The following is a 12,857-nucleotide window of genomic DNA, read 5'->3' on the forward strand; positions in this document are numbered from 1 at the left end:
GCAAAATTCCCCACTGCTGCCTCCCGTAGGAGTCTGGGCCGTGTCTCAGTCCCAGTGTGGCCGATCCGCCTCTCAGCGCGGCTACCCATCGTTGCCTTGGTGGGCCGTTACCTCACCAACTAGCTAATGGGCCGCGGGCTCATCCCTCACCGTCGGAGCTTTCCCGAGCAGACCATGCGATCCGCTCGGAGTATTCGGTATTAGCTCAAGTTTCCCTGAGTTATCCCGAAGTGAGGGGCAGATTGCCCACGTGTTACTCACCCGTTCGCCACTCTATACACCCCCGAAGGGGCTTTAATCGTTCGACTTGCATGTGTTAAGCACGCCGCCAGCGTTCATCCTGAGCCAGGATCAAACTCTCCGTGGAATATGTTACGAGCCGAAGCTCGTAGTTCAACGAAGTGTGATCCGAACTTGATATCCGGAGTGGCCCACCTACACCGGTAAGGAAACCGATGCGGTTTGGACCCGTACTATGTCTCGTCGGTTTGGTCTTTTAATGGACCCTCTCGACATGACGGGTTTGTGTGGTTCGCTATGCGAACCTTATTGGCTTGTCACAGTATCCGGTTTTCAAGGTTCAAGCTGCAGCGGATTCCCTGCATATCCTGCGGTTTTGCCCGCTGCGTGCCGCCTGACTTGCGTTCGGCGGCAAGGAGATACAATACGCACTCGCCCTGAGGCTGTCAACGGGTTGTCTGAAGTTTTTTCGAGTACCTCGAGAGGCAACTTCAGGCACAAGATCCTGGAAACAAAGAACGCCTCCCGGACCCACCGGAAGGCGCCAGAGCGTCGCAGCACCGCATCGCTGCAGTTGCTGTGCTCGCTATGGTTTCAACTCCCGATCCCACCTACTGGTTTTCAACACACGCTCCAGTGTCTCAGCAGACTCTCAGCGGCGCGGTGTCGTACTGTATCAGCGACCGCACAGAGGCGCAAGGGGTTCAGCACCGGTTCGTTGTTCTTACCCACGAACGCACCGCATCTGACCCGACGTGGCCCGCTGGTTAGCCTGCACGGCGGGCATCTCACGAGTCGAGCACTGTTCAGGCTACGCGGGCGACACAGGTCGGACGAATCGGCGCTTTCCGACCTGAACGATCCGTCCGTCTAGACGCGCACGCGCGTAGTCATATAGGCCGGACTCGAGGGATTGGCCGTCCACCTTCACCCCACCCTGGTCGATCATGCGGCGTCCTTCACCTGCCGACGAGACGAGTCCGAGTTCACTCAGAAGACCCGGAAGGTAGACCACTTCGGCCAGATCTACTTCAATCTCTGGTACATCCTCCGGGGCTTGGTGGGACTTGAAGACCCGGTCGAACGCCTCCTCGGCAAGTGGGGCAGCTTCTGGGCTGTGATACAGCGAAACGATTTCGCGCGCCAGGCGACGCTTGACGAGGTTCGGGTGCTCGGCTCCTGAGAGCAGCGCGACCTCAACGCGGTCGACCTCGTCGACGGGCAACGAGGTGCACAGGCGAAAGTACTTGGGCATCAGCTCATCGGGAATCGACATGACTTTACCGAACATGTCGTCGGCGGCGTCGGTAAGCCCGATATAGTTGCCGTACGACTTGCTCATCTTCTGGACGCCGTCCGTGCCCTCCAGGAGCGGCAGCGTCAGAGCAATCTGGGGCTCCATCCCCTGCTTCTCCATGAGCTCACGACCTGCAAGCAGGTTGAACAGCTGATCCGTGCCGCCCAGCTCGACGTCGGCCTGGATGGCCACTGAGTCGTAGGCCTGCGCGACCGGATAGAGGAACTCGTGCAGTGAGATGGACTGTTGCGAGGCGTAGCGCTTGGAGAAATCGTCGCGCTCGAGGATGCGGGCGACCGTGAACTGGCTCGTCAGGCGCAGCAAGTCGGCGAAACCGAGAGGTGCCAGCCACTCCGAGTTGCGTCGCAACTCCGTCTTGTCGGGATCGAGGATCTTGAACGCCTGCGTCACGTAGGTCTGGGCGTTGTTGTCGATCTGTTCCATCGTCAGCGGAGGTCGGGTGGAGTTGCGCCCCGACGGATCGCCGATCAGCGCGGTGAAGTCGCCGATGATGAGCACGACGACATGGCCGAGGTCTTGGAACTGCCGCAGCTTGCGAAGCGGCACCGCGTGACCTAGATGAAGGTCGGGCGCAGTCGGGTCGACGCCGAGTTTGATACGAAGCGGCGTGCCCTTGGCCAGCTTGCGCTTCATGTCGGCGACGGGAACGAGGTCGGCGATACCACTCTCGATTACGCGCAGCTGCTCATCAGCGGAAAGCACTGAGGGGGTCCTCCTCGGCGACTAGCACGGCTGCCGAAACGCCCGAAACCTTGGGGTCGCTTGGCGCCGCATCTGCGGGCTCGTGACTCGCGTGCCAGTCTATCAGAGGTTTCTCGCTCGCTACGCGCCTACAGAATGCCTCGGAAGTAGTGGCCGGATGTGGTCGCGGCGCTCTTGTCACGTGCCGGCGTCTCGATGCCGGCCGAGAGCCGCTCAAGCGCCTCTCGGAAACGACGGGTGGCATCAGCGGCCGACTCCACAGTCTCGAGCTCGAGGTCCAGCCGCACTGCCGAGACGCCCGCCGCCACGATCTCGGCGAGTTCGGAGGCCAGATCCAGAGGGACGGAGTTGTAGAGGTGCGAGCGCCCCGTGACGTCGGTTACGATCGGAAACTCGTAGCCCTTGCGGTCGCGCAACACACGCCGAGATGCTCTGCGCTCGCAGGTCCCGCAGCGACGGTCGCACTCCCCCTCGGACATCAAGATGCAGTGCTCGGTCACCATCAACTCTTGGCGGCCGTACACGGTGATTCCGGTGGGGAGCATGGAAGCGGCGGCGACGTCTGCAACCTGCCGGCCGGACAGTTCAGGGGAGAGCCAGACCCGCTGTGCGCCGAGCTCGGCGAGCTGAGCGATCGAGAGCGGATTGACGGCGTTCAGCGACCAGTCGGACTCGACAGCCGCGCCCTGAGCTGCAGCTTTGGCCAGGACGCCCAAGTTACCTGCGACGACGCGCCTGCCTGTGGTCGCCCAAGCGAGTGCAGAACCGACCTCTCGGTCGTGGGCGATGCGCGGAAGCACCGGGATCACATCTGCGGTCAGGTCGTGTGGCGCCCCTAGCGCCGTCGTCGGCACGAGAGCCCGATCGGCACCGACGGCAAGACAAGCAATGGCAGCAGCTTCATCGGTGACCGACACGGCCAGCAGCGTCTGCGTGCGCTTGCCTCTTGACGCCCCGACGACGGGCGGCACACGCGGATGGGTTGCTCGGCGGGTGGCCCACGGCGCAAGGAGTTGCGCCTCGTAGGCAGCGAGTGCATCTCGGCGAACGCGGTGCAGCGCCGAGAACCCGACCCCAACGTTGGGCGAGAGCTCGAGGTCCCAGCTCACGGCCCGATAGGGAGTCCCTCCGAGACGACCGACATGCTCGGTGACCTCCTCGGCGGTGACGGCTTTGGTGCGGGCAAGCTCAACTGCAGGACCATCGGCTGAGCCCCTGCGTCCGGCGGCGTCGACGACGCTGACCGAGAGAGGTTGTCCGACCACGACGCGGACGCGAAACGTCAGCTCGATAGGCGCGATGGAGTCGGCATCGTCGAACGTGCGCGCGGCAGCGGCGGAAAGCGCGGCGTTTCGCACGCGGAACACTCGGTCGCCTGCGCCCACTGGTTGTTCGACATGCAACTGTGCCTTGGCGCCCGCGGGCGCGACGTCGTGGCCGGCTCCCTCGAAGGTCATGTGCCCCGCATGCTGGGCAAAGCGCCCAGCCGACGTCCAGAACTCGACGGTGTCGCCCGCTTCCAGCGAGGTGTCCAAGGCGACAGTCGCGGTGCCGAGCGAAGTGGAAGCCACGCGCCCAACGAGCACGCCTCGGTTGTTGGGCCGCTGATAGCTCATCATCTCGTTGCCGCGCTCGTCAAGCAGATACGCCTCGCTAAACCCGCGCGAGAACGACTCGCCCAGAACCGCCTGTTCGCCGTCTCGAACGACGTAGCTACCGGGATCGGCGATGGCACGGTCGAGAGCGGCTCGGTACACGCCAGTGACGAGCGCTACGTACTCGGCGCTCTTCATGCGCCCCTCGATCTTGAGCGCCGAGACTCCCGAGGCCACCAGCTGCGGAAGAATCGCGATTCCCGCGAGGTCCTTGGGTGAAAGCAGATGCGCGCCAGGCGTCGCCAGAATCGTCCCGGAGGCGTCGACCAACTCGTAAGGTAGCCGGCACGGCTGCGCGCACAGGCCGCGATTGGCGCTTCGACGCCCGATCAGCGAGGAGATGAGGCACTGTCCCGAGTAGCACATGCACAGCGCACCATGCACGAACGACTCGACCTCGACGTCGACCGCCGAGACGAACCCGGCGATCTCGCGCACCGATACCTCCCGCGCCAGCGTTACGCGCTTGACACCCAGGGCCGCGAGCGTCTCGAGTGTTGCCGTGTTGTGGGCGTTCATCTGCGTGGAGGAGTGAACCCGCACATGCGGGAGCGTCTTCCTCACGGCCCATAGGAGTCCGAGATCTTGTACGATGACCGCGTCAACGCCGGCCTCCCATGCGCGGTCGAGCAGATCCAGCGCAGTGGCCATCTCGCCTTGCAGCACGACGACGTTCGCGGTCAAGTAGACTCGGACGCCGCGGATGTGGGCGAAACGACAGGTCTCGGCTAGGTTGTCCAAGCTGAAGTTCTCCGCGCCGCGACGCGCGTTGAGGAGTTCGACGCCGAGATAGACGGCGTCGGCACCGTTGGCGATGGCCGCGCGTAGAGCAGCTGGGCCGCCGGCGGGGGCGAGTAGCTCGGGAACTGAGGGGTTGGAACGCTGCACGCGTGCTCCTCGGCGAGTGACGGACCGGTGACGCATGCGGTCATTGGCACGCATTTCGCCCCTTTTCAAGGCACAATGTAGCATCCTAGCAAACGACCGAGAGGCCCATGTGAGCAGACGCTCGCGGGAACGCCGGAACCGCCGAACCACAGCATCGACGATCTTCCTGCGCGTCGCCGGCGTACTTCTAGGCGTTGTGCTGCTTCTGACTGCGGCCGGGGCGGCTACGGCTGTAGCGGCCGTCAACACGTGGCTCAAGGGGCTGCCGGACTACACGAACCCTAAGGCCTTCGAGATCTCGCAGCCCACCAAGATCTACTCGGCTGACGGCAAACTCTTGGCCAAGCTGTACCTGCAGAACCGTGAGGTCGTCCCGATGTCGCAGATGTCGAGCGACGTCGTGCACGGTGTGATCGCCGTCGAGGACGAGCGCTACTACCAGCACGGCGGTGTCGACCCCGTGGGAATCGTGCGGGCGCTGTTCTCAACAATCAGCGGCAACCGTCAGGGTGCCTCGACGATCACGCAGCAGTACATCAGGAACACGATCCTGCTCGACGAGCGCACGGACATGACGCTCGCGCGCAAGGTGCGCGAGGCCTACCTCGCCAACGAGGTCCAGAAGACGCTGTCGAAGGACCAGATCCTCGAGAACTACCTCAACACGGTGTACTTCGGCGAGGGAGCCTACGGCGTCGAGGCCGCGTCGCGAACCTTCTTCTCCAAGAGCTCCAAGGATCTCACGCTGCCTGAGGCGGCTCTGATTGCCGGGCTCGTTCAGTCGCCGAGCAGGCTTGACCCCTACGTCAACCCCGCCCGTGCAATTGCACGCCGCCAAGAGGTCCTCTCTCGCATGCTGTACAACAAGTACATAACGCAGGCGGCCTACGACCAGGCTATTGCGGCGCCGCTCGACCTCAAGCGCGAGGCTCAGCCGCTCGATGGCATCTATGCCGCGCCGTACTTCGTGTCGTACGTGAAGAAGCTCCTGCAGAAGCAGTTCAGCGAAGGAGTGGTATTCAACGGCGGCCTGACGGTCTACACGACACTCGACACCCGGCTCCAAGGCTACGCTGACGCGGTGGCCACCAAGAAGTACAACGGCTCGAAGGACCCGATGGTCGCGATGGTGGCTATCGATCCGCGCAGCGGCTTCGTCAAGGCGATGGTCGGCGGCCGTGACTATGCGAAGAACAAGTTCAACTTTGCCACGCAGGGCTATCGACAGCCTGGCTCCTCGTTCAAAGCGTTTGTCCTGGTCAATGCATTGCAGCAGGGCATGCCTCCCGATTTCCAAGTTGATTCGAACGCGCCTGTCACGATTCCTTCCAAGCCGAATCCGTGGACCGTCAGCAACAACGAGGGCACAGGGACTGGAATGATGTCGCTCCAGACTGCGACGTGGCAGTCGGTCAACTCGGTCTACGCGCGCGTGGCTTGGGCGCTCGGCATCAAGAACGTCGCACACACGGCGAACGTCATGGGTATCACGACGCACCTGCCCAACTACCCGTCCATCGCGCTCGGTGCCGTCAACTGCACGCCGTTTGAGATGGCTTCGGCGTACGGAACGCTCGCTACGGGAGGCGTCCACTACGACCCAATCGTTATCACGAGCGTTATCGACTCCAACGGGCAAACCATCTTTAAGGCGCAGCCGCATGGCACTCAGGTCATCAAGCCTTCGGTAGCGTATGCGGCGACACAAGTGCTTGAAGGCGTCCTGACCCAGGGTACTGCCAAGGCCTCTGGGATCGACCGTCCCGCCGCCGGAAAGACCGGGACCAGCCAGTCCAACCGCGACCTTTGGTTTGTCGGCTACACTCCGCAGCTGGTCACGTCGGTGTGGGTGGGATACCCGCTCGAGCGCACGGTAGTAATCGACGGGAAGACGGCGTTCGGTGCAACCGCCGCTGCCCCGTTGTGGGCGTCGTTCATGAAGCGAGCGCTCGCTGGCGTGGCCGCCCGCGACTTCGCGAGCGCGCCCGCTCCCAACTACGACCCAGGCAAGTTCGACATCCCGGTGAGCGACGCCACAAAGTACGCGATGTCGCACAAGAGCACCGTCAAGGTATACGTGTACTCAACCCAGCCCGCTGGCACCGTCATCAGCAGGTCCGACGACGGCAACGGCACTACGACAGAGACGATCTCCAAGGGGCCGAGGCCGTCGACTAGCAAGAGCTCGGGCGGCAAGAGCTCCAGCGGTGGAAAGAGTTCCAGCGGGGGCGGAAGCTCTGGCGGAGGCGGAAGCAGTGGCGGCGGAGGCGGCTCGGGCACGACCACCTCCACGCCGTAGTCGGCTGTTTGATTCGCGCTACAAACACGGCAGGCCGCCCAGATGGGCGGCCTGCCTGCGTTCGGCGGGAAGATCGAAGTCAGCGCTTCACGCGCACCATTCCGGAGGTGCAGTAGACGGCGACGTCTCCCGCGGCCTCGACTCGGTCCAAGATGAGGTTCATTCCCAGCACGTCGCTTGAGATGTGCCCCGCGACAATCAGGTTGAGCTTGAGCTCCTCGGCGCGCTTCTTGTGCTCCTCGGAGTAGTGCATTCCGACGAGCGTCCCCACGCCAGCGTGCGACAGACGGTCGAGCGCATCCGTGGGGCCCTCAGTTCCACCGGTCATGTCGACGACGATGCGACCCGGGCGCGCGGACTCATCCCCGCTGACGAGCGATGGCCCGTAACCCTTGCGTGCACCGTCGGCGTACTCAGGAATCGCGCGTAGCGCTTTGACTGTCGCCTCAAGTGTTTCGGGCTTGTGAGCGTCGAGGAAGGCCTGGACAAAAGCGTTGACGGAGTTGTCCGCGGGCGTGTGGCAGGACAGGGAAGCCAGGCCGAGCAGGTTGGCGGCGTCGATTGCGCGGTAGTGGTTGACCGGCGAGATGCGGCGGCGAACGGCCTCGGCGCGCGGTCCAATGAGGGCGTCGCCCGCCGCAATCGAGACGCCCTGCGCAGCCCACAGGTCGGCCTGCATGTACATGACTTCGTGCAGGTTGGCGTAGCCGGGCCCTTCAGGGTGGTGCGCAAACACCAGGTCGATCGGGGCACCCTTCTCGCGCAGGCGGTCGGCGAGCAGAACCTCCCCGACCTCCATGTCGACGCCCACGATCAGACCGCGGATCTCGGCGTTGGGATCGCCAGCGCAGATGCGCGTATCGGCGTACGGGTTCACGAGCTTTTCAGTGTCGAAGAACTCCTTGTCGAGCTCGTCGAGCTTGTCGTAGTCACGTCGGCGCGCATTCAGAGTACGGTCGATCTCGGCACGTCCGCGGACGTCAGCCTCAATGCCAGCCTGCACGCAGACGTCGTAGATATCGGAGAGCTTCACTTGGATCCTCCTCGTCGCGCCGTCTATCGGCGCTTGGGTCGCACGGGGCCGGTCCGGCCTCGCGAGACGAACGGGTCGTTCGCCATGTAGAAGCGCAAGTCCAACTCGTGTCCTGCGGACAGTCCGATTCTCCCCGAGACTGCCACCTCGGCGGGAGATGGTCGCTCGCCATAGTACACCGAGACTCGGCCCTGGCCGAGTACCGAGCCGTTGTCGCTCAGATCGATTCCCATCGCCGCGGCAAGTTTGCCCGGCCCATTGCACAGCTCACGAAGCGGGCGACCGTGGCGTCGCGCGGTCATCTCGGCGAGACCGGTGATCGGGCGTAGCGCCCGGACAAGCACGGCACCCGCCACGCCTTGAGGCTCGCAAACCAGGTTGAGCATGTAGTGATTGCCGTACGTGAAGTACACGTACGCCGTGCCCGGCGCTCCGTACATCACAGCGTTGCGAGCGGTGATGCCTTTGGTAGACGCGTGGCTGCCAGCGTCGTCCCTTCCGAGATAGGCCTCGGTCTCCACGATCACGCCGGCGGTCAGTGCACCGTCAACTCGCGTCGCCACAACGCAGCCCAGCAGATCGGGCGCGACCAACTCCGGCGAGCGCCCAAAGAAGCTAGCCGGAACCGACCGCATCGCGGTGGCGTCGAGTTGGGTATCTTCTGCGAAGTCTGTCACGCCCAAGATGGTATCCTATGATTTCTCCGGTTTGCGCCGTGGGGGCGAGACCGTCGAGTCTTGGGAGGGACGCATGTCCACGTGCGAGCGCATTGGCGACCGACGAGCCAGTCGGGCCGCATTCCGCTTTCCTGAGCGGAGAACGGGTTTCGATCGTCGACGCCCGAACGATCCGCTGCGCACGCTGGCCGACAACCCCGCAGCACTCGTCGCGCTTCTGGTCGCCCTCAATGCGCTCTCGGCAGCCGACTGGGCGCTGACCTCGCGGGCGCTGGCCAACGGCGCCCAAGAGGCAAACGCCGTCATGGCCGCGCTCATCAACGCCAATCCCGTAGCCGCGGGCGGCTTCAAGGCTGCGATGATGCTCGCGATCACGCTGCTCGTGTGGCGCTCCCGCCGCTACCGCCTGGTGCTGGCAGCAGCAGCGGGAGCGTTTGCGGTCTACGGCATTCTGATGATCTACCACGCCGCCGGACTCGTGAGTCTGGGCGCGCTCTAGCTCTAGCCGGCGTCGTCGAGCGCCTCGGCGAACTGGCTGTTGTACAGGTCGAAGTAGAAACCACCCTTGGCAAGCAACGCCTCGTGGCTCCCCTGCTCGATGATGCGGCCGTGATTCATCACGAGAATCGAGTCAGCGTCGCGAATTGTCGAAAGGCGGTGGGCGATCACAAAGCTGGTGCGGTTCTCCATCAGCTTGGCCATCGCCTTTTGGATGAGCACCTCGGTGCGTGTGTCGACCGAGCTGGTGGCCTCGTCGAGAATCAGAATCTGCGGGTCGGCCAGGAAAGCGCGAGCGATCGTGAGCAGCTGCTTCTCCCCTGCCGAGACGTTGGTCGAGTCATCGTCGAGCGCGGTGTCGTAGCCGTCCGGGAGCGTGCGCACGAAGTGGTCGACGTGCGCCGCCTCGGCTGCGGCACGAATCTCGGTCTCAGTAGCGCCTTCTCGGCCGTAGGCGATGTTCTCGCGGATCGTGCCACTGAACAGCCAAGCATCCTGAAGCACCATGCCGAAGAGACGGCGCAGGCCATCGCGAGTCATCTCGCGCGTATCGACGCCATCGATCGCGATGCGGCCGTGGTCGATCTCGTAGAAACGCAGAAGCAGGTTGACGAGCGTGGTCTTGCCTGCGCCCGTGGGACCGACGATAGCGACCGTCTCTCCCGGCCTGACGTCCAAGTTGAGGTCCTCGATGAGTGGCGTGTCGGCCTTGTAGCGGAACGAGACGTCGTCCAGGGTGATGTGACCCTGCGACTCAACGAGCGTGACGGAGTTGGCGACGTCTGGGGACTCCTCTGCTTCGTCGAGCAGCTCGAACACGCGCTCGGCGGAGGCAACGGCCGACTGCATGACGTTTGCGATGCTGGCAAGCTGCGTGATGGGCCATGTGAACTGGCGTGAGTACTGCACGAACGCCTGCACGTCTCCGAGCGTCAGGGTGCCCGTTGTGACTCGGATGCCTCCGATGACGGCGATGGCAACGTAGTTCAGGTTGCCGATGACGTTAAGCGACGGCTGGATGACTCCCGAGATGAACTGGGCCTTGAAGCTCGCTTGGAACAGCTGCTCGTTCTCAACATCGAACTTGTCCTCGGCTTCCTTCTCGCGACCGAACACTTTGACGATGTTGCGGCCGGTGTGCATCTCCTCGACGTGCCCGTTGAGGGTGCCCGTGTGCTCCCACTGGGCCGCGAACTGCTTCTGCGAACGCTTTGCGATGAAGATGGTGACGGCGACGGAGAGCGGGACGGTGAGCAACGAGATCGTCGCGAGGATCCAGTCGATCGAGAACATCATCGCCAAGACGCCGACCACGGTCAGCAGCGAGGTGACGATCTGCGTCAGGCTCTGCTGCAGCGTGTTTGCGATGTTGTCGATGTCGTTGGTCACGCGAGAGAGGATGTCGCCGCGCGGATTGCTGTCGAAGTAGCGCAGCGGGAGGCGCGCGAGCTTCTCGGCGACCTGGTCGCGCAGGCGAAAGACGATGCTTTGCGACATCCGCACCGTGAGGAACTGTTGCAGCCAGCCAAACAACGCGCTGAGCAGGTAGACGAGCGCCAGAATCAGCAGCAACCGCTCGATGACGGTGAAGTCCGGGACCTTGTGGCCGAGTACGCCCGCGAACAGCACGTTGGTGACCTGGCCAAGGATCTTCGGGCCGACGATGTTGAATCCGACGCTGAAGACCGCGAGCAGGATGATGATCGCGATGACGAGCCCATGGGGCGCCAGCAAGTTCAGCAGACGCTTTCCAGCACCCTTGAAGTCCTTTGCCTTGACGACCGGTGCGCCGGCGCCATGTCCGCCGCCCGGACCGCGAAAGCCGCCGCGCGCTGGGGGCCTGGGTTGGGAGGTCTCCTTGGTGTCGCTCATGCGACCTCCTCGGCACTCAGCTGCGAGAACACGATCTCGCGATAGGTCTCGCTTGTCTCCATGAGCTCCTCGTGCGTGCCGATGCCCGCGATGACGCCACAGTCCATGACGATGATGCGGTCGGCCTGCATGATCGTGCTGACGCGCTGCGCGACGACGAGCACCGTTGCGTTCTTGGTCTCGTGCTCGAGCGCGGCACGGAGCTGGGCGTCAGTCTTGAAGTCCAACGCCGAGAAGCTGTCATCGAACACGTATATCTCGGGCTTCTTGACGATGGCGCGGGCGATTGCCAGGCGTTGGCGCTGGCCACCCGAAACGTTGGTGCCGCCCTGCGTGATGGGCGCCTCGAGCTCCCCGGGCATCTCGGAGACGAACGTCTTGCCCTGCGCCACTTCAAGGGCGTGCCACAGCTCCTCGTCAGTCGCGTCGATGTCGCCGTAGCGCAGGTTGCTCGCGACCGTCCCGCTGAACAGGAACGCACGTTGCGGGATGAAACCGATCGTGTTCCACAGGTCCTCTTGGCGCATCTGTCGGATGTCGACGCCGTCGACCAAGACCGAACCGGCGCTCACGTCGTAGAAGCGCGGGATGAGATTGACCAGCGTCGACTTGCCGCTACCCGTGCTACCGACGATTGCGGTGATCTCGCCCGGCCCCGCTGAGAAGTTGATGTTGCGAAGCACGGGATCCTCGGCGCCTGGATAACGGAACTCGACGTCGCGAAACTCTATCTGTCCGCATACGCCCGCTGCGATGGGCACCGGCGAGTCAGTCTCCACGACGCTCGGAACGGTGTCGAGAACGGCCTGAATGCGATCGGCCGACGCTGCGGCGCGGGGCACCATCGCGAACATCACGGTCGCCATCATCACGGACATCAGAATCAACGTGATGTAGGTGAGGTAGGCCGTGAGGTTGCCGATGGGCATCGCGCCGCTCGCAATCCGGATGCTGCCGAACCACATGACAGCGACGGTGGTCAGGTTCAAGATTCCGAAAAGGGACGGGATCATGAACGCGAAGATCTGGTTGACCTTGATCGAGGTGTCCGTAAGGTCTTGGTTCGCAACGCGGAAACGCTTCTGTTCGTAGTCGTCGCGGACGAACGCGCGGATGACGCGGACGCCCGAGAGCGTCTCGCGCATCACCTGGTTGATACGGTCGACCTTGATCTGCACCGCTTTGAACAGCGGCATCGCCTTGGACACAACGATTGCGATGAATCCGGCCATGAGCGGCAGAACGACGAAGAGAATCGCCGAGAGTGCGGCGTCCTCTCGAATCGCCATGATGATGCCTCCGATGGCCATGATGGGCGCGAGGATCATCATGTTCAGTGCCATCATCACGAGCATCTGGACCTGCTGCACGTCGTTCGTGTTGCGCGTGATAAGCGACGGCGTCCCGAACTGGTTGACCTCGGTCTGCGAGAACGTTCCGACGCGCTTGAAGATGGCCGCGCGAACGTCTCGGCCAAAGGCCATCGACGTCTTCGAGCCGAGGTAGACGCCAGCTACGGCGGTCAGGGCCATGAGCGCCGAGACCCCCAGCATGACGGCGCCCTCGCGCATGATGTACGCGGTATTGCCCGTGCGCACGCCGTTGTTGATGATGTCGGCGTTGAGGTTGGGCAGGTAGAGGTTCCCGACGGTCTGGGCGACGAGCAGCACCACCA

The 12,857-nt window shown here is 63.5% G+C and carries 8 protein-coding genes and 1 rRNA gene; 2 read left to right on the forward strand and 7 right to left on the reverse strand.

What is annotated here, in order from left to right; translation table 11 throughout:
- The 3 genes from P4L93_08550 to P4L93_08560 form a co-directional block, all read right to left on the reverse strand.
- A 16S ribosomal RNA gene (locus P4L93_08550) occupies positions 1–367 on the reverse strand; the annotation flags it as partial.
- Between the two features lie 684 nt (positions 368–1,051).
- Positions 1,052–2,260, reverse strand: a complete 1,209-nt coding sequence (tyrS, locus tag P4L93_08555; GenBank protein MDR3686989.1) for a tyrosine--tRNA ligase — start codon at positions 2,258–2,260, stop codon at positions 1,052–1,054.
- 128 nt (positions 2,261–2,388) lie between these two features.
- Positions 2,389–4,803, reverse strand: coding sequence for a U32 family peptidase (locus P4L93_08560; GenBank protein MDR3686990.1), 2,415 nt, complete (start codon positions 4,801–4,803; stop codon positions 2,389–2,391).
- A gap of 109 nt (positions 4,804–4,912) precedes the next feature.
- Here P4L93_08560 and P4L93_08565 point away from each other — a divergent pair, with 109 nt between their 5' ends.
- Positions 4,913–7,102, forward strand: a complete 2,190-nt coding sequence (locus P4L93_08565; protein ID MDR3686991.1) for a PBP1A family penicillin-binding protein — start codon at positions 4,913–4,915, stop codon at positions 7,100–7,102.
- A gap of 79 nt (positions 7,103–7,181) precedes the next feature.
- On the opposite strand, the gene P4L93_08570 is transcribed toward P4L93_08565, so the two are convergent.
- Together P4L93_08570 and P4L93_08575 are read right to left on the reverse strand one after the other, a co-directional pair.
- Positions 7,182–8,135 carry an NGG1p interacting factor NIF3 gene (locus P4L93_08570; GenBank protein ID MDR3686992.1) on the reverse strand — a complete coding sequence of 318 codons (954 nt, stop codon included), beginning with the start codon at positions 8,133–8,135 and terminating at the stop codon, positions 7,182–7,184.
- A gap of 23 nt (positions 8,136–8,158) precedes the next feature.
- Positions 8,159–8,812: a DNA-3-methyladenine glycosylase gene (locus P4L93_08575; GenBank protein MDR3686993.1), complete on the reverse strand. Its 654-nt coding sequence runs from the start codon at positions 8,810–8,812 to the stop codon at positions 8,159–8,161.
- Positions 8,813–8,885: 73 nt separating this feature from the next.
- Here P4L93_08575 and P4L93_08580 point away from each other — a divergent pair, with 73 nt between their 5' ends.
- Positions 8,886–9,311, forward strand: a complete 426-nt coding sequence (locus P4L93_08580; GenBank protein MDR3686994.1) for a DUF5658 family protein — start codon at positions 8,886–8,888, stop codon at positions 9,309–9,311.
- Between the two features lie 2 nt (positions 9,312–9,313).
- Here the strand turns inward: P4L93_08580 and P4L93_08585 are convergent, their stop codons facing one another.
- Positions 9,314–11,182 (reverse strand): ABC transporter ATP-binding protein, encoded by a 1,869-nt coding sequence (locus P4L93_08585; GenBank protein ID MDR3686995.1) that lies wholly within the window; start codon positions 11,180–11,182, stop codon positions 9,314–9,316.
- Positions 11,179–12,855, reverse strand: a complete 1,677-nt coding sequence (locus tag P4L93_08590; GenBank protein ID MDR3686996.1) for an ABC transporter ATP-binding protein — start codon at positions 12,853–12,855, stop codon at positions 11,179–11,181. The genes P4L93_08585 and P4L93_08590 overlap by 4 nt, the downstream gene beginning before the upstream one ends.
- Between the last annotated feature and the right edge of the window lie 2 nt (positions 12,856–12,857).

The organism is Coriobacteriia bacterium (genome assembly GCA_031292615.1).
GTDB lineage: Bacteria > Actinomycetota > Coriobacteriia > Anaerosomatales > JAAXUF01 > JARLGT01.

Excerpts from the sequence above, each read along its gene's own strand:
- P4L93_08580 (MDR3686994.1), top strand. The coding sequence starts at position 8,886 with ATGTCCACGTGCGAGCGCATTGGCGACCGACGAGCCAGTCGGGCCGCA.
- P4L93_08585 (MDR3686995.1), bottom strand. The coding sequence starts at position 11,182 with ATGAGCGACACCAAGGAGACCTCCCAACCCAGGCCCCCAGCGCGCGGC.